This is a genomic window from Nocardiopsis sp. NPDC055879, from assembly GCF_053615935.1.
This window is the reverse complement of record NZ_JBSHCT010000004.1, coordinates 283,458-300,154: the sequence shown is the minus strand read 5'-3', so window position 1 is coordinate 300,154 and position 16,697 is coordinate 283,458. Positions and strand designations below refer to the sequence as shown.

Sequence of the window (16,697 nt, the reverse complement as noted above, 5' to 3'; positions counted from 1 at the left end):
CACTCGAACCGACCAGAGATGAGAACCACCCGTGTCCTCGACGACGTCGCCGCCGAACACGACCGGGCCCCGGCGCCCCTCCCCCCTGCTGCGCCCGGACTTCGTACGCCTGTGGTGCGCCACCACCGCGTCCGGCATGGCCACCTGGGCCATGCCGTTCATCCTCGGACTCGCCGTCCTGCACGGCTCACTGAGCGCCGTCGGCCTGGGCCTGGTGCTGGCCGCCCGAACCGCCGGATTCCTCGTCGCCGTACCCCTCGGTGGGCTACTCGCCGACCGTCACTCACGCCGCGCCGTGGTGCTGTGGTCCGGGCTCGCCGCCGCCGTGGCCACCCCGGTCCTGGCCGCCGGGCTGGGCACCTCCACCACTCTCATGGCCGTGGCCGCCGTCGTCGTGGGCGTGGGCCAGGGCGCCTGCCGGCCGGCCTTCCAGGCCCTGACCGCCGAGGTCGTCGCCGTCGAGGACCGTCAACAGGCCAATGCCGCCATGACCTTCTCGGTGCGCGTGGTCACCCTGCTCGCCCCCGGCCTGACCGCGCTGGCCGCCACCGTCACCGGGCCCGCGACCCTGCTCCTGGTCACCGCCGGGTTGTGGTTGGCCGCCGCCCTGCTGCCGCGCGGCGCCGACGCCGTCCCCGGCTCCCCGCGCGAGCGCGCCCCCTTCCACGTGGAGTTCGCCGAAGGGCTCACCGAGGCCCGCCGCCACCCCTGGTTCCTGGCCGGACTGGCCGCCCTGACCACCGTCATCGCCCTCGGTTACTCGGCCACCAACGTGCTGCTTCCGCTGGCCAGCCGCGACCACTACGGCACCGAGGCCGTGCTCGCCGGCGCCCTGACCGCCTACACCGCGGGCGCCCTGGTCGGCGCGGTCCTGGTGTCCCGCTGGAAGCCCCGCGCGCAGGGTTGGTGGGCGCTGTTCGGACTGGGGCTCTACGCCTTGGCCCCGCTGAGTCTGGCGTTCCCGGTCGGCGCGGTGGTGGTGTTCGCCGCCTACGCGGTGGTGGGGCTGGGCGTGGAACTGTTCAACGTCCCGTGGTTCACCGCCGCCCAGCGCGAGGTCGCCCCCGACAAGCTCGCGCGGGTTTCGTCCTTGGACTTCCTGTTCGCCTACGGGTTCGCACCCGTGGGGCTGGCGCTGATCGCCCCGGCGGCCCAGGCGTTCGGCGCCGAGGCGGTGCTGCTGGGTTGTGCCGCGCTGTGCGTGGTCGTCCCGGCACTGGCGGCGCTGGCACCCGGGGCGAGGGACTTCCGGACCCGGCACGGGCGTGGCTGAACCCGTGCCGGGCGAGGGTCCACTACCCGTGGCTCACAGGGCTTCCTCATGGGTGTCCACGGTCCACTCGCGCATCCGCTCACTCGGGGTGATCCCCAGCCCCGGGCGACCGGACAGGTGCATACGACCGTCCGCGATCTCCAGGTGTTCCTCGAAGAGCGGATCCAGCCACTCGAAGTGCTCCACCCACGGCTCGTGCCGGTAGGCGGCGGCCAGGTGGACGTGGATCTCCATCGCGAAGTGCGGCGCCAGGTGGAGGTGGTTCCGGTCGGCCATCGCCAGCACCTTGAGGAACTGGGTGATGCCGCCGATACGGGGCGCGTCCGGTTGGACGATGTCGGCTCCGCCATGCCGGATCAGCTCGGCGTGCTCGGCCACGCTGGTCAACATCTCGCCGGTGGCGATGGGGGTGTCGAAGACCTCGGCGAGGCGCCCGTGCCCGGCGAAATCGTGGGCGTCGAGGGGTTCCTCGATCCACACCAGGTCGAAGGGTTCCAGGTCCCGGCACATCCGTCGCGCCTGGGCCCGTGACCACTGCTGATTGGCGTCGACCATGAGCGGGAAGTCATCCCCCAGGTGATCGCGGACCGCCGCCACCCGGGCCAGGTCCCGGGCACGGTCGGGGTGACCGACCTTGATCTTGATCCCCCCGATACCGCTTTCCAGTGACGCGGTGGCGTTGGCCAGGACCTCCTCTGTGGAGGCGTGCAGGAACCCGCCCGAGGTGTTGTAACAGCGCACCGAGTCGCGGTGGGCGCCCAAAAGCTTGGCCAGCGGGAGCCCGGCCCGCTTGGCCTTGAGGTCCCACAGGGCGATGTCGAAGGGCGCGATGGCCTGGGTGGACAGTCCCCCACGGCCCACCGAGGCGCCCGCCCAGACGAGCTTGTCCCAGATCCGTTCGATGTCGTTGGGGTCCTCCCCCAACAGCGCGGGGGCCACCTCGCGGGCGTGCGCGAACTGACCCGGGCCTCCGGCCCGCTTGGAGTACCCGAACCCGATGCCCTCGTGGCCGGCCTCGGTGCCGATCTCGGCGAAGAGCATCGCCACCTCGGTCATGGGGCGCTGACGTCCGGTGAGAACCTTGGCGTCGCTGATGGGGGTTTCCAGGGGCAGGGTCACCGAGGAGATCCGGACGCGGGTGACGCGGTCCTGGGTGGCCGTTCCGGGCGTGGTGGTCGACATCCACTGTCCGTTCTGTGGTCCGGGGGCGCGGGAGGGCGAAGGGGACCGCCCTCCCGCGCGGGGGTTTCGAAGGTGGGTTCTCGGTGACCCGATCAGCCGCCGCCGGTGGCCGTCTCGACCTCGGTGATGAACTGCTCGGCGGCCTCTTGCGCGGTGAGGTCCCCGAAGAGGAGGTTGTCGGTGGCCCGACTGCTGATCTCCACGACCTCGCCGGCGCCGATCGGCGGGGGCGGGTTGCCGTCCACGATGGTGCCCTCGACCTCTGCCATGAACTCGGCGGTCTGGCTATCGGCCTCGGACAACTCGCCCAGGATCGCCTCGCGCACCTCCAGGTTGGAGGGCAGTCCGAGGTCGGCCAGGAGCAGTTCGGAGGCGGCCGGGTCGTTGATCATGTGGTCGAGGAAGAGCGCGACCTCCTCGGGGTGGTCGGTCCCGGCGGAGGCCGTGTAGTACATGGCGGGCTTGAGGAACAGGCCGGTGCGGTCGAACTCGGTCTCTCCCGGGTACCGCAGCAGTTGGATCTCCCTCCCCGAGGTCTCGCTCACGCCGACCAGCTGGTTGGTCCAAAAGTGCGCCATGGCGCCGCGGTTGGTGGAGACCACCGACTGGTCGATACCACCCGCCTGGATCTCCACGCTCTCCGAGGCGCCGGGCTGGCCGCCGTTGTCGGCCAGATCCTGGGTGATCTGGAACCAGGCGGCGAGGGTGCCCTTCGAAAAGCCGAGTGAGCCGTCCTCGGCGTAGAGGTTCTCCCCGTGTTGGCGGGCGAAGACCTGGAAGCCCGCCTCGTTGTAGGCCATGCTCTGGGTGCCGACGTACTCGCCGTCGGTGGCCTCGGTGATCTCGGCGGAGATCTCGACGTAGTCCTCCCACGTCCAGGTCTGGTCGTCGGGCATGTCCACGCCCGCCGCCTCGAAGGCCTCGGGGTCGGCGAGGATGGCGTAGGCGTTGACCCCGCTGGCGATCCCGAAGGTGCTGCCGTCCAGGTCTCCGCTCTCGGCGATGAGCGGGTCCAGACCGGACTGGTCCAGGCCGTCCAGTTCGTTGAGGTCCAGGAGGGCGCCTCGCTCGGCGTACTCGCGCAGGTAACGCTCCTCCTGCATGGCGATGTCGGGGGCGTCGTTGGCCGCGGTGTTGGTGGCCAGGCGGTCCCAGTAGGAACCCCAGTCGGTGCTCTCCCCGGTGATGGTGATGCCGGGGTTGTCCGCCTCGAAGTTCGAGATGACCTCGTTCATGGTGGACTGGCGTTCGTCCGATCCCCACCAGGAGAAACGCAGCTGGACGGTACCGTCGTCACCCGATCCCCCACAGGCGGAGACCGCCAGGACCAGTGCGGTGACCGCGGCGGCCGTGCCGGCCGTCGGTCCGGGGCGGGTTCGGAATCGGCCGGGGGGTTGGCGCATGCCGGGACTTCCCTTCGGGGGCGAGGGCGGACTCGGCCCACCTCGCGTGTGAAGTTGCGTGAAGAAAGCGTTTCCCATCTTCCTGGTAAGCGCTATCCAAGCGATGGATTCCGACATTTTTAACATCGGGTTTCACGGGTGTCAATGGCGCCCCCTCGTGAGGTCATCACCGAACGAATCGATGAAACCCCTCCCTCGCCTGGACTGAAACACCAGTTGAAAGCCGCTTTCAACAAGGCGTGCGACGGGCGCACGCCCCCGAACGTCGACAAGTGCACCCACGCGGTCGGGTCGCGACCCCGACCACGATCCGATCGATATTCGGAAAGCGCTTACTCCTCGCGGTCCTCCCCCGACCAGGCGAAAGTGTGGGCGCCGGAGGTGCGGGGGAACAGCAGATCATCGCCCTTGAGGCGCGGCTCCCCAAGACCCGCGCCGACACCGTTCACGGAACGTTCGCCGTCCCAGCGGAGCACCCCGTCCACCGAGACCCGGCGCGACCGGCCCAACAGCGGAACCACCACCTCGCCCACGCCTTCGGAGGGCTCCACCGTGAGGACGAAGGAACCGGAGGCCTCGCCCCGGGACCAGCGCACGGCCAGCCCCCCGCCCGGGGTCGGCACCCGCCCCTGGGCCCACTCCAGGTCCGCCGTCCTCGGCGCGACCCGCCAGTTCTCGAACCCGGGTGCGGTGGGCCGCACGCCCAGCACCCCCTCGCCCAAGGCGGGCACGGCGGTGGTCCACGGGGTACCGGCGATGGCGCCGCGCGGTCGGCTCCCTTCGTTCTCCCAGGCGAACCATCCGGTTCCCGGCCCCTGGTCGAGCATGTGGCCCCACCAGCGCCGGATCAGGTCGAGGGAACCCTGGGTGTCGCCGTTGCGCACGCGACCCAGGGCCTCCAGGGCCTGGATGTAGCCCTGGATGTCCGAGGCCCGGTAAGGGTTTTCCTCGAACTCGCTGGAGCGGGTGCCGTACGGCGTCGCCAACTTCGTGCCCAGGAAGTCCATCGTCCGGCGGGCCCGCTCGGGGTCCAGGGTGGCGAACACCAGGTTCCCGGCGTTGGCGTCCCCGCTGTGGTCACCGGTGGGGTCGTCGGTGTTGAGGACCATCGCGCCGGTCTCCTCGTCCCAGAGCCGGGCCAAGAGCGCCTCTCGCAGGTGTTCGGCCCGCCCTTCCAACCGCCGAGCGGTGTCGGGGTCGCCGGCGATATCCCGCTCCAGCGCCGCCAGCCCTTTGAGGGCGTCGTACAGGACGGCGTTGGTGAGGGAGTCGACCCCGGCGGCCAGGTCCAGCGGTGACCAGTTGGCGACCAGGGCCGAGGACGCGTCCGAGTCGGTGCGGCGGTCCTGTTCCTCCCGGAAGAGACCGTCGGCGTCGGTGCGGCTCTCCAGGAAGGCGATGGCCCGGCGCGCGACCGGCAGCAACGGGCGCACGAACCCGGTGTCACCGGTGTAGAGGTGGTGGTCGGCCAGGGCGGCGACCCAGAAGGCCGTGAAGCTGTGGATGGTGGCGTCGTGGAACAGCGAGATGTCCTCGCCCACGAACCCCAGGGCCTGGTCGGGGTCGGGACCGTTCTCCGGTGCCCGCCAGCCGTTGGGCGGCCCCGGCTCGTTCGGGTGTTCGGGGTCGCCGTGGACCAGGTGGGAGGCGGCCATGGGAAACGAACCGTCGGGGTTTTGCACCCAGCCGAACCGCATCAGCGAATTGCGCACCAGCCACCGATAGTCGCTGCTCTGCTGGTACCCGGCCAGGGCCTGCATGTGCATGTCGCCCATGAAGATCACTCGGTCGAACGGGGTGGTGAGCATCCACGGACTGGGCCCCTCGGGAGCGCCCGGAAGGTCGCTGTCCTCGCTGACGGAGGCCAGGTCACCGGTGTGGGCGCTGTGGTGCCAGGCTCGGTTGAGCAACGGATCGCTGGACAGAAAGTGGCCGTCGCGGGTCACCGGGTAGACGGTGGAGCGCAGCCGGACGTGACCGATGACGGCCTCACCCGGGCCATCAAGGGTCAGCAGCAGGTAGCGCGTCTCGCGTTTGCCCTCGCTCACCAGGGTGGCGGGGCCCTCCCGAGGATCGAACAGGTCGACCCTGGACCAGGGCGCGGCGTCGGTGCCGAAGAAGGCCTCGATGCCGTCGCCCTCGGGGGTGAGCTGATCGCGGAACTGGGCGTGTGCCACCCGTAGCGGCGCCCCGGAGATCCGTTCGACCCGCACCTCCAGGTGACCCATTGCCAGCTGTCCCAGATCCACCACCACCCGGGTGCCGTGGCGTTCGGTGGTGCGCAGGACCAAGGACGGGCCCTCGGACACGGCCAGGCGGTCCGGATCGGGCGCCCCGGCGGGGTCGCCCTCGACGGTGACGGTGGCCGGTTCGATGAGCGGAGTATCCGGCAGGACCACCAGCTCGCGCCAGGAGTGGTCTTCGGGTAGCGGCGTGCGGGAGAGTTCTTCGGCGGTCGGCATGGTGTCTCCTTCTCGGGTCGCACCGTCGACCCTAGAAAGCACCGGCGAGACGATCCATGTTTGTTTCACTGCTTTTCCTTCGCTGAACGCTCAGCCCGAAGGACGATCCGGTTAGGCTCCCCGTATGGACCTGTTGAGCGACGTGGTCACCTCGATGCGCGCGGGTATCCCAGGGGCCGCCCGGGTCGAGATGCACGGCACCTGGGGCTGGTACCTGCCCGGAGACCCCGAGGTCGCCGGATTCATGGCGGTGCTGGAGGGCACGTGTTGGCTGTTCCCAGATGGGGACGGCGAGCCGATGCACGTGGGCTCCGGTGACGTTGTGTTCTCCCCGCACGGCGACGGATACGGGCTGGCCGACCATCCGGTCAGGCCCGAGCTGACCTTGGAGGAGGCCCGTCCCGGCGAAGGCGGGTTCGGCCGCCACACCTACGGCGAGACCGACGGTGGCCCACCGATGATCTTCGTCTGTGGCGGATACCGACTGGATCGAGAGCAAGCACACCCGCTGCTCACCGGACTGCCCGAGCACGTCCACGTTCGAGCCGGCGACCTGGGTCTGGCCCGGGTTCTGGCGGGGCTCGGCGAGGAGACGGAAGGGTCGCGGCCCGGCGGCGACGCCCTGCTGCCCCTGCTGTTGGACGCGTTGCTGCTGTACGTGCTGCGCGCCTGCCTGGAGCCGGCCGCCGACGGCCGTTCGGAGGGCTGGGCCCGGGCGCTGACCGATCCGGGGGTCGGTGCCGCCCTGTCCTCGGTGCACCGGGATCCGGCGCGTTCCTGGACGGTGACGGCCCTGGCCGAGACAGCCCGGATGTCCCGGGCCACCTTCGCCCGCCGGTTCACGGCGCTCACCGGTCTGCCACCGATGGGGTATGTGACCTGGTGGCGGATGAACCGGGCGAAGGGGCTACTGCGTGACACCGAACTGGCGGTGGAGGAGGTGGCCGCGCGGGTGGGTTACGGGTCGCCCTTCGCGTTCTCCCATGCCTTTCGCCGCGCCTACGGAGAGCCGCCCCTGCGCTACCGCCGAGCGCACACTCCCTGAACTCCCCTGTTTCGGAAACCACCTGGACACATAGAGAACGATAGAGAATATTCTGTCCGGGTCTGCACCGCAGATCAACGCCTTGTGTGGGAGAAATCGACATGACCGCACGCCTGGCGATGATCCAGGACTTGCCGGATGAGGTCGACGGCGGAGTGGAACGCGATGTGGGGCCGACCGAAGAGCCGACGGAGAGGGCGAAGAAGAATGATGAGTGGGACACGGCTGCTCCGCCGGTGGGCGGGGGTCGGGGCGACCGTGGTGTTCCTGACCCCTCTCGGTGCTTGTTCGGTGTTGGGGCTTGGGGGTGTTTCGACCAGTCATCAGGAGTTGGAGGGTGAGTGGTCGGACGCCGATGTACCGGGGTCGGTCTCGGAGGTGGCGTGGGAGTGGGTCGCCGAGGGATATCCGGGGGATATGGAGGTGACCGCGCTTCCGCGAGGTGTGCTCGTTCGTACATCCCAGGGTGTGGTGGCCCTGGACGGTGTGACGGGTGAGGAACGGTGGAGTTTCAGCGTGGAGGACGAGGACGTCCGTGTGTTGACGGACGTCTCTTCTTCCGAGGAGCGAGTCCATGTGCTGTTTCCTGAGGAGGTCCCGGACGAAGGGTCTGAGGACACCGAGGATGAGCATGCCGCGAAGGCCGCGTGGCGCCGGGTGGTCCTGGACGGGGTCAGTGGGGAGATCGTCGGTGACTTCGAGGAGTCGATCGCCGCTGACGTTGAGAAGCCCGGGCCCTTCAACGTGGGTGTCGCCGGTGACGGGGGTGTCTTCCACTTGGAGGGTGGCGACCTGCTCTCGGGGGTGATGCTCTCGGCTGAGGACGGTTCCGAACTGTGGCGGACGGATGACCTTTTCTCTTGTGAGGGTTCGCATGTGAACACGGCGGACCGTCCGGTGGTGTTCTCCGAGGCGGTGGTCGTGAAGGCGGGGTGCGATTCGGGTCAGGCCGAGCTGATCTCCCTGGACGTCGTCAATGGAGAGGTGTTGTGGCACCTCGAAGGCGAGGACGCTGAGTTTCTGACTCCGGAGTTGCGTTCCTTGCGTGGGATGGGTGAGTTGCTACCCGTTTACCACGACCGAGGGCCCATGTATCAGGACGAGGAGTTCAGCGAGCTGCGCGTATTCGATCCGGTCACGGGTGAGGTCGTGGGTGATGAATCGGGGGTCGACGGATTGGATTGGTATCTGGCCCGCACGGTCGAGGACGGGTTCCTGGTGTCACAGCGAGCCCCCGGCGAGAGCACCGTCGGTTACGAACTGCGCCGGTTCGACGGCCGGTCCCTGACCACCGGTGGACAGGCGGTGCCCACGGGGTCGGCCGGTAGTTACGTGCTGGCTCTGGAGGACGCGGTGGTCAAGCTCGAACCGAAGGACCCGGAGACACCGGTCAGTGTCACACCGTGGAATGGAGGTGAGCCGTACCGGATCGACCTGCCGGAACCGGTCGAGGTGGCGGGTTACTTCCAGGGGAGGCAGCCGAAGGGGCAGTTCGAGGCGGTGCCCGGCGCGGTGGTGTTGGTCGACCGGAGCGATTCCCAAGGCGAGGGCGTCAAGGTGATCGGGTTCCGGTGAGCTCACCTGACTGTGCCGTGTCCGGAGCGATGAGACCGACGTCGCCTTATTGATCGATGGCGGCGATCGCCTCGGAGTGGAGGGCCACCGGTGGAGGAGATGGCCGCCCGGGTGGGTTACGGGGCTCCCTTCGCATTCCCCCGCACCTTCCGCCGTACCTCTAGAGAGCCGCCCCTGCGCTACCGCCGAGCGCACACTCCCAAAGCTTCCCCATTTCAGAAACCTTCTGGATAATCAGGGAACGATAGAGGATAATCTGTGCGTATCTACACCGCAGATCAACACCTTGGATGGGAGAAATCGACATGACCACGAACTCCGAGACCGTCCACGAGCTGCGAGCCGAGCTCCGCGCAGACCTGGTCATCGCGATGAAGGCTCGGCGATCCGAGGTGGTCTCCGCCCTGCGCACCGCGATCGCAGCAGTGGACAACGCCGAAGCCGTCGAGGTACCGGACGCCCCGATGGAGTCGGTGAGCGAGCACGTCGCCGGTGTCGGGGTCGGGGTCGGTTCCACCGAGACCGGGCGACGCACACTGTCGGTTGATGAGGTGCGCTCGCTGCTGCGAGCGCAGGTCCAGGAACGGATCAACGAAGCCGAACGCTATGACTCGCACGGACGAAGCGAGGCCGCGGAGCGGCTTCGACGGGAGGCCGGCGCCCTGAGGAAGTACACCGACCTCGGCTGAACGGCGAGGTCGGGTGCTCGGGCCAGGTGCCCCGGTCATCGGGAAGGGGAGGGATCCGGAACCTCAAGCCTTCGGATCATGCCCGCCACACGGCGTCCACGGAGCTCGGGTGGGGCCGTGATGATCGGCAGCAGAAGGGCGTATCGCCGACCCGAGTCCAGCTCCGCGAACCGTTCCGTCGCGATCGGTGACGCCGCGAGCGCCGTGGCCACGTCCTCGGGCACGTCCATGGCCGACGAGCCGGGGTAGGCACGGGCCCAGCGACCGTCGAGCCGGGCGCGTTCGATCTCCGCCCGCCCTCGTGGTCGCATGCGGCCCTGTGCGATCAGTGCCTCGACCAGTCCGACATTGCGCTGCGACCAGATCGACCTCGCTCGTCTGGGCGTGAACCGTTGGAGGAACGTCGTGCCGTCACGTTTCCTTCGCTGACCATCGATCCATCCACTGCACAACGCCTCATCGAGCGCCTGGGCATACTTCAGGGAAGTCGGCACGACCGTTCCCGACTTCGCCATCACCAGCCACACCCCGTCCGAGGCGTCCTCGTTCACGTCGAGCCAGGCTCGCCACGCCGCCGCGTCCGCGAGCAGCAAAGACCCGTCATCCATCGGTGTTCCTCCTTCTATCGGGTTCGTTCTGGGAATGTCCGGCCGCTCCGTCACGCGGCCGGATCGACGTGTCCGCGAAGCGTCGCGAGAGCAGGGCGAACGCGTCGGCGAGTTCGGGTGGTGCCACATCGGTGAGGGCGGCGTCGAAGCGACCGAGCGAGGCGGCGAGTGCTACCCACGACCAGGACCCGACCCTGAGCCGGCATCGGTCGGGGCCGAGGTCCTCGACGGTCCCCTCTGTGACGAACGGGATCACCTCCTGGGCCGGCAGGTGCAGCACGACCTCGCCGGTACAGGGCCACGTGTTCTCACCGACCGAGCCCTTGAACCGCCCGGCGAGGAAGTCGCGGACGTCCCCGCCGGGCACTGTTCGGGGGATGAAGCGGGGTCCGGTGGGAATGCGGGGCCTCATCCGGTCGAGTCGGTAGACGCGCCAGTCGTCGACGTCCAGGTCCCAGGCGACGAGGTACCAACGCCCGTTCCCGAACACGACGTGGTGTGGTTCGACGCGCCGCCGCGACGGCTCGGCATCCGGATCGTCTCTCACCGACACGTAGCCGAACCGCAGTACCTCGCACGCCCGGACCGTCGCACTCACCGCGAGGAGCATCTCGGGTTCGGCCACCACTTCGGTGTCGGACGGCAGCGTCGAGAACGTCACGGAGTCGACCCTGTGGCGCAGCCGTGAGGGCATCACCTGCCGCACCGTCGTCAGTGCCCGCAGCGCCGCTTCACCGTCCGCCGCGCCCGAGGCCGCGGCGGCCTGAAGGGCGGTGGCCAGGGCGACGGCCTGATCTTCATCGAACAGCAACGGCGGCAGCTCCGAACCCGCGTCGAGCCGGTAACCGCCGTCAGGGCCCTTGAACGTGGTGATCCGATAGCCGAGTTCACGCAGATGGTCGATGTCGCGGCGCAGTGTGCGATCACTGACCTCCAGCCGTTCGGACAACACCCGACCGGGCCAGTCGCGCCGGGTCTGCAGCAACGACAGCAGCTTCAACATTCTCGATGATGATCCGGCCATGTCAGTCATCATGCGCGAAGAAGCGGACACCCCGTGACCGGTACCCCTGTGAGGCTCCTACTGCGGCCGGGAAACCGCGCTCGCTCCATCAAACAAGAGGGATTCGAGGAGTCATCGACATGACCATCAACGTCACGCCGCACTTGAACTTCCGTGGCGACGCGCGCGATGCGCTGGAGTTCTACCAGACGGTGTTCGGCGGTGAGCTGACCATCGCGAGCTACGCCGACATGGGCAACACCGACCCCGCCACCGCCGATCACGTGACCTTTGGCCAGGTCACCGCCGACAACGGGTTCAGCGTCATGGCCTACGACGTGTATCCCCACCTGGAGTGGGACCAGGGGCAGGACCCGTTCTTCGTCTCCGTCCGCGGTAACGCCCCTGAGGAGATTCAGGGTTACTGGGACAAGCTCGTCGACGGGGCGGAGGTCAAGCAGCCCATCGGCCCATCCCCGTGGGCGCCGCTCTACGGACAGCTCACCGACCGTTTCGGGGTCACCTGGGTGCTGGACGTCGCCGTCGAATACCCCACCGCTTGACCCACCGTCGCCGGCACACGCTGATCTCGCTGACACCAAGGGGCACCTGAACTCGCGAAACGCGATGACCGGCTTCGCGGGTTCGAAGGTGCGGGACAGCGGAGATCGGTAATCTATGCGCGAGCGGTCCCCCGCCAATACGCCTGGCGGGGGACCGTTTCCGTACGGGGTCAGCCGGCTCGCAGGCAACTCTGGAGAGCAACCCACTCCTCGGCGGAGAAGTCGAGTGTTCCCAGGTCACGGTTCTGCGAGTCTCGGACATCCGCGCCTCTGGCGTACTCACGCGCTTCCACGCAGTTCCCGCCGGTGCCGTTGCTGTACGACGACTTGTGCCAGTCTTCGGTCATCATCAGAGGTTGCCTCGAATCTCTTCCAGTTTGGCGCGGGACTCAGGAACCGGCAGAGCGGCACTCATCAACTCCGCGAAAGTCCGTTCGTAGCTTGCCACAACCTCCGGTTGCCTCAGCACGAACCCCGTCTCCTGACTCTCCACATACGCGAACGTGCCCGAATCAGGTACTTCCATCAGAGTAAACGCCCCACACAAACCCGCATGACCCTCGGCCCTGAGCGGTACGACCTGAATCCGCAGTCGAGGCTTTCGTGACTGAGAGATCAGGTGATCGACTTGTGCCTCCATCACGTTCGGGTCCTGAAAGCGCCGCAACAGTACCGACTCGTCCAAAAGCACAGTGAGAGCGGGCGGGTGCTTACGAACGAGCAGCTCCTGCCGTTGACGTCGAGCGACCACGTTCTTCTCGATGCTCCCGGGATCCGCCTGCGGGCGGGCCAACAGGCCGATAGCCCGGATATATCCCTCGACCTGCAAAAGTCCGGGGACCAAGCCCAGCGCGAACTCCCGAATCTCCAGCGCGGTCTGTTCGGATCCCGCGACCTCACGGAAGTACGCACTGGTACCACCCTCGGAGAACGCCGCGTCCCAGGCACTCGTCAGAACTCCGTGCGCGGTAAGCGCGGAATCCAGACGGAGCACATTCTCCCGATGTGTCTGTTTCTTCCCTCGTTCGACATCGCTGATCGTGCTCTGTCCAACGGTGGATACAGCGGCTAACTCCTGTTGAGTCATGCTCGCCTGCACCCGAATCTTCTTCATGAGATTGCCGAACCGAGCCAGCGGAATCTGGACATCGTTCCTCTTCACAGACCGCCCTCCGGTCGAATATCTGAACCTATCGCCGCTTATGAAACCTCTACCGAGTCTCCTGATAAGCGTAGCCGGCGACAGAAGCCCTTGTCAGAGTTTTCACAGAAGGACATTTCTTCCGGAACAGAAGAAGCCCCGGGGCCGATTACGACGGCCCACCGGGGCAGGCGAATCGCCCAAAATTACCCGGAGTGAGAAGAATGCAAGATACCCAGGCACGCCCCCCACACCAGACGAGCCCTATCCGCGGTTGCTCCATTTCCCGAACTCGCGCCGGTCCGGAATCCTCCTGGGGCACACCCTCGCCCCCGCTCCCCTACTCACCTGGTGTCGCACCACGCTCCCCCACCGCGCCGTACCGCTGATCCAGATCACCCGAGCACTGGTCGACAACGCCCACCACCACTCAAGTTCAGGGCTGCCCGGCGGCACCGTCCGTGTCGTGCTCGACCAGACCCTCCCCCTATTACCTCACCTGTACGTGACCGACGAAGGCCCGCGCCCGGACGATCCCTTGATCAGCTATCCGCATCGCCTCACCCACGCCCCGCACAGCGGTCTCGCCCTCGTCGAGCGACTCTCCGTGTACTGGGACTTCTCCTGGACTTGGGACGGGCACCGCATACGCGCGCTGACCATGCAGGTCGTCCTCGACACCACCGACCCGAACTCCCGAAGGACCCTTTGATCGGAGTTTTTCGGGCAGCGCAGACCCCGGGCTTCAGCCCTAGGGATAGCCGTCCTTCCGCGAACGGGAACATGGAACAGCCCTTTGCCCTACGATGAGTTACTCGTCCGTCACTCCGCGCTCGATCTGCGGCATCACTTTCCCACGAGCCTTCCACGTGCTCTGGTACCCCATGCACCGAGGCCGCGTACCGGGGGGCTGTGTCGAGGAAGGGATGAAGGAGCTCGTGCGCGAGGGATCTCGGGCACCTGAAGTCCCCCTGCCGATGCTGTGGACCCACGGCTGCTTCGTGGCCGCTGTCGGAGGTGTCCTGCCGGGAGCGCATCGAGCGTGACGTGGCGAACCAGGAGAGCCGCTGAGAGGGAAGGGGGTGTTTCACGGTGTTGACGGGTCGTCGTTACCGGCTTGCTCTGACCGGTGTACAGGAGGCGATGTGTACCGAGTTCGGTGACCTGTGCCGGGCGGTGTGGAACACCGCTCTGGATCAGCGTCGCCAGTACGTGGACCGCTACACCCGAGGCCGACAAGGTGGGTTCTGCGGCTACCACCTTCAGGCCGCCCAGTTGGCCGAGGCCAAGGCCGAAGAGCCCTGGCTGAAGGTGGCCCCCTCGCATGTGCTCCAGCAGACCTTGAAGGACCTGGACCGGGCTTGCCGGGAGAAGGGCACCTTCAAGGTGCGGTGGCGGGCCAAGTACCGGTGGAGCCCGTCGTTCCGCTTCCCGGCCGGGAACCTCATCACCGTGGAGAAGCTGAACCGCAAGTGGTCACGGGCCAAACTACCCAAGCTCGGCTGGGTGCGGTTCCGCTCCTCCCGGCCGATCGGCGGCATCATCCGCTCGGCGACGGTGTCCCGTAAGGGCGGGCGTTGGTTCGTGTCCTTCCTCGTGGAGGACGGGCTGCTCACCCCCGAGCACCATCCGGGTACCCCGGTGGGGGTGGATCGGGGGGTGAAGGTCGCCGCGACCCTGTCCACCGGCCGGTTCCACGACCGTCCCTTCGCCTCTCCTGGGGAGAAGGCCCGACACCTGCGCCTTCAGCGCAAGCTCGCCCGGAAGAAGAAGGGCGGCGCGAACCGGGCCAAGATCCTCAAGTCCCTGGGGCGCATCGCCACTCGTGCGGTGGACCGGCGTACCGACTTTTGCGCTCGGCTCGCCCGCCAGCTGACCACCCGCCACAGCATGGTGGTGCTGGAGAACCTGCGCACCACCAACATGACCGCCTCCGCGAAGGGGACCCCGGAAGAGCCCGGAAAGCGGGTCCGTCAGAAGAGCGGCCTGAATCGGGCCATCCTGGACAAGGGGTGGCACCGGCTCGAACTCGCGTTGCGCAACGCAGCGCGCAGGACCGGCACGCGCATCGTGCTGGTCGATCCCGCGTACACCTCGCAGACGTGTTATCGGTGCAAGGTGGTGGACGCGAACTCGCGCGAGAGCCAAGCCGAGTTCGTGTGCACTTCTTGTGCTCATACCGATCACGCCGATGTGAACGCGGCCAAGAACATCCTTCACGCCGCAGGGCATGCGGTGTCAGCCTGCGGAGACCTCGGGGTTGCCCGGTCTGTGAAGCAGGAACCAGCGCCCCCGCGAGGGCAGGCGCACCAACCGGCGTTGCCGCTGGTGGGAATCCCCCGCCCTTAGACGTGGGGAGGAAGTCAAGGACGTCTGCCCCGCGATCGAGTGGGGCAAGCGCGACGCCTGAGCGCGTTATCGGTTCGGGGCGCAGAGCAGGAATCTCGTCCGTTGCGGTGCCAGGCGGATTGAGGCGGCCAGATCTGCGGCGGCGTCACGTCGGCTCCCCCGGGGAGCGTGTTCTGGGGGTCGGACGGGACTTCGCCGGCCACTCGGATGACGCGCCGACAAAATACGAACCCGAACCGCAGGTCAAGGGCGGGTCCCACCATAAAGTTGATTGATCATCTACCATCTGGATGCCGTATCGATCATCACCGGGATCCGGGCCGAGCCGGGAGCACGGGGACGCGAGGTTCCACCCCAGGCCACGTTCCCTCTCCGGGGACGCGACAAAGGAAGTGAGAACCAGATGAGCGACTCCTCGACGACGAACTGGCCGAGCCTGCGGGTCTCGGACTGGACGGACACCCGCGACACCCTGCACATGTGGACCCAGATCGTGGGCAAGATCCGCATGGCCCACGCCCCACTGGTCAACCACTGGTGGCAGGTGCCCCTGTACGTCAGCCCGCGCGGACTGACCACCTCGACCGTCCCCTACCGTTCGGGGGCCTTCGAGATCGAGTTCGACTTCGTCGGCCACCGGATCGAGGTCCGCAGCAGTGACGGCGACACGGACGGTTTCCCACTGCGGCCCATGACCGTCGCCGCGTTCTACTCCCGGATCCTGGACCTGCTCGGCCGACTCGGGATCGCAGCGCCGATCCGGCCGATCCCCAACGAGGTCGACCCGGCGATCCCCTTCGCCGAGGACCACGAGCACGCCTCCTACGACGGCGAGGCGGCCACCCTGTTCTGGCGTCAGCTCCTACAGGCCAACCGGGTGATCGGTGAATTCCGGTCGCACTTCATCGGCAAGGTCAGTCCGGTGCACTTCTTCTGGGGAGGGATGGACCTGGCCTGTACCCGCTTCTCCGGGCGGCCGGCCCCCGAGCACCCGGGCGGGGTCCCCAACTGCGGGGACTGGGTCATGGTCGAGGGCTACTCCCGGGAACTGTCCAGCTGCGGCTTCTGGCCCGGCGGCGGCGAGGAAGGCGCCTTCTACTCCTACGCCTACCCCGCACCCGAGGGCTTCGCCGAGCAGTCGCCCGGCCCCGAGGGCGCTCACTACAGCACCGAGTTCCAGCAGTTCCTGTTCCCCTATGAGGTCGCCCGCACCGCCCCCGACCCCGACCGCGCCGTGGCCGAGTTCTTGCACAGCACCTACGAAGCCGCCGCGAACCTCGGACGCTGGGATCGTCCCGCGCTGGAGGACGACCCTCTGCGCTGGCACGGAACCTCCGCGACGCCGGGGAACGGCGAGGCCTGACCGGACTGCCACGGGCGGAGAGGAAGCGCAAATCCTGTTGA

Annotated in this window: 16 protein-coding genes; 9 read left to right on the top strand and 7 right to left on the bottom strand. The window is 67.8% G+C overall.

The genetic code is table 11. The features are described 5' to 3' along the window. Positions 1 to 31: 31 nt before the first annotated feature. Positions 32 to 1,273: an MFS transporter gene (locus tag ACWGKS_RS06705; RefSeq protein WP_452521997.1), complete on the top strand. Its 1,242-nt coding sequence runs from the start codon at positions 32 to 34 to the stop codon at positions 1,271 to 1,273. A gap of 33 nt (positions 1,274 to 1,306) precedes the next feature. Here ACWGKS_RS06705 and ACWGKS_RS06700 read toward each other — a convergent pair whose 3' ends face one another. The 3 genes from ACWGKS_RS06700 to ACWGKS_RS06690 all read right to left on the bottom strand — a co-directional run bounded on the left by ACWGKS_RS06700 (position 1,307) and on the right by ACWGKS_RS06690 (position 6,320). Then, a complete protein-coding gene (locus tag ACWGKS_RS06700) occupies positions 1,307 to 2,455 on the bottom strand; it encodes an L-talarate/galactarate dehydratase (RefSeq protein ID WP_358508073.1) in 1,149 nt (382 codons plus the stop codon). A 92-nt stretch (positions 2,456 to 2,547) separates the two neighbouring features. Further along, positions 2,548 to 3,858 (bottom strand): ABC transporter substrate-binding protein, encoded by a 1,311-nt coding sequence (locus ACWGKS_RS06695; protein WP_452454960.1) that lies wholly within the window; start codon positions 3,856 to 3,858, stop codon positions 2,548 to 2,550. Between the two features lie 332 nt (positions 3,859 to 4,190). Next, positions 4,191 to 6,320 carry an alpha-L-rhamnosidase C-terminal domain-containing protein gene (locus ACWGKS_RS06690; RefSeq protein ID WP_452521994.1) on the bottom strand — a complete coding sequence of 710 codons (2,130 nt, stop codon included), beginning with the start codon at positions 6,318 to 6,320 and terminating at the stop codon, positions 4,191 to 4,193. 124 nt (positions 6,321 to 6,444) lie between these two features. On the opposite strand from ACWGKS_RS06690, the gene ACWGKS_RS06685 reads away from it, so the two are divergent. The 4 genes from ACWGKS_RS06685 to ACWGKS_RS06670 all read left to right on the top strand — a co-directional run bounded on the left by ACWGKS_RS06685 (position 6,445) and on the right by ACWGKS_RS06670 (position 9,629). Then, a complete protein-coding gene (locus ACWGKS_RS06685) occupies positions 6,445 to 7,365 on the top strand; it encodes a helix-turn-helix transcriptional regulator (RefSeq protein WP_358508067.1) in 921 nt (306 codons plus the stop codon). A gap of 101 nt (positions 7,366 to 7,466) precedes the next feature. After that, positions 7,467 to 7,706, top strand: coding sequence for a hypothetical protein (locus ACWGKS_RS06680; RefSeq protein ID WP_452521992.1), 240 nt, complete (start codon positions 7,467 to 7,469; stop codon positions 7,704 to 7,706). A 103-nt stretch (positions 7,707 to 7,809) separates the two neighbouring features. After that, positions 7,810 to 8,940 carry an outer membrane protein assembly factor BamB family protein gene (locus ACWGKS_RS06675; RefSeq protein WP_358508065.1) on the top strand — a complete coding sequence of 377 codons (1,131 nt, stop codon included), beginning with the start codon at positions 7,810 to 7,812 and terminating at the stop codon, positions 8,938 to 8,940. A 305-nt stretch (positions 8,941 to 9,245) separates the two neighbouring features. Beyond that, positions 9,246 to 9,629: a GatB/YqeY domain-containing protein gene (locus ACWGKS_RS06670; protein ID WP_358508063.1), complete on the top strand. Its 384-nt coding sequence runs from the start codon at positions 9,246 to 9,248 to the stop codon at positions 9,627 to 9,629. A 35-nt stretch (positions 9,630 to 9,664) separates the two neighbouring features. Here ACWGKS_RS06670 and ACWGKS_RS06665 read toward each other — a convergent pair whose 3' ends face one another. Next, positions 9,665 to 10,237, bottom strand: a complete 573-nt coding sequence (locus tag ACWGKS_RS06665) for a YdeI/OmpD-associated family protein (RefSeq protein WP_452521989.1) — start codon at positions 10,235 to 10,237, stop codon at positions 9,665 to 9,667. Then, positions 10,230 to 11,240: a helix-turn-helix transcriptional regulator gene (locus ACWGKS_RS06660; RefSeq protein ID WP_452521987.1), complete on the bottom strand. Its 1,011-nt coding sequence runs from the start codon at positions 11,238 to 11,240 to the stop codon at positions 10,230 to 10,232. Before ACWGKS_RS06660 ends, ACWGKS_RS06665 begins: the two co-directional genes overlap by 8 nt. A 140-nt stretch (positions 11,241 to 11,380) precedes the next feature. Here ACWGKS_RS06660 and ACWGKS_RS06655 point away from each other — a divergent pair, with 140 nt between their 5' ends. Then, on the top strand, positions 11,381 to 11,803 hold the full coding sequence (locus ACWGKS_RS06655; RefSeq protein ID WP_358508057.1) for a VOC family protein: 423 nt from the start codon (positions 11,381 to 11,383) through the stop codon (positions 11,801 to 11,803). A 170-nt stretch (positions 11,804 to 11,973) separates the two neighbouring features. On the opposite strand, the gene ACWGKS_RS06650 is transcribed toward ACWGKS_RS06655, so the two are convergent. Beyond that, positions 11,974 to 12,153: a DUF397 domain-containing protein gene (locus ACWGKS_RS06650; RefSeq protein WP_358508055.1), complete on the bottom strand. Its 180-nt coding sequence runs from the start codon at positions 12,151 to 12,153 to the stop codon at positions 11,974 to 11,976. Next, positions 12,153 to 12,965, bottom strand: coding sequence for a helix-turn-helix domain-containing protein (locus ACWGKS_RS06645; RefSeq protein WP_358508053.1), 813 nt, complete (start codon positions 12,963 to 12,965; stop codon positions 12,153 to 12,155). The genes ACWGKS_RS06650 and ACWGKS_RS06645 overlap by 1 nt, the downstream gene beginning before the upstream one ends. 253 nt (positions 12,966 to 13,218) lie before the next feature. On the opposite strand from ACWGKS_RS06645, the gene ACWGKS_RS06640 reads away from it, so the two are divergent. The 3 genes from ACWGKS_RS06640 to ACWGKS_RS06630 all read left to right on the top strand — a co-directional run bounded on the left by ACWGKS_RS06640 (position 13,219) and on the right by ACWGKS_RS06630 (position 16,656). After that, positions 13,219 to 13,656 (top strand): ATP-binding protein, encoded by a 438-nt coding sequence (locus tag ACWGKS_RS06640; RefSeq protein ID WP_358508051.1) that lies wholly within the window; start codon positions 13,219 to 13,221, stop codon positions 13,654 to 13,656. A 380-nt stretch (positions 13,657 to 14,036) separates the two neighbouring features. Further along, positions 14,037 to 15,293, top strand: a complete 1,257-nt coding sequence (locus ACWGKS_RS06635) for an RNA-guided endonuclease InsQ/TnpB family protein (RefSeq protein ID WP_452521984.1) — start codon at positions 14,037 to 14,039, stop codon at positions 15,291 to 15,293. A 403-nt stretch (positions 15,294 to 15,696) separates the two neighbouring features. Next, complete coding sequence (locus ACWGKS_RS06630) at positions 15,697 to 16,656, top strand: DUF5996 family protein (RefSeq protein WP_358508045.1); 960 nt, start codon at positions 15,697 to 15,699, stop codon at positions 16,654 to 16,656. Positions 16,657 to 16,697 lie beyond the last annotated feature (41 nt).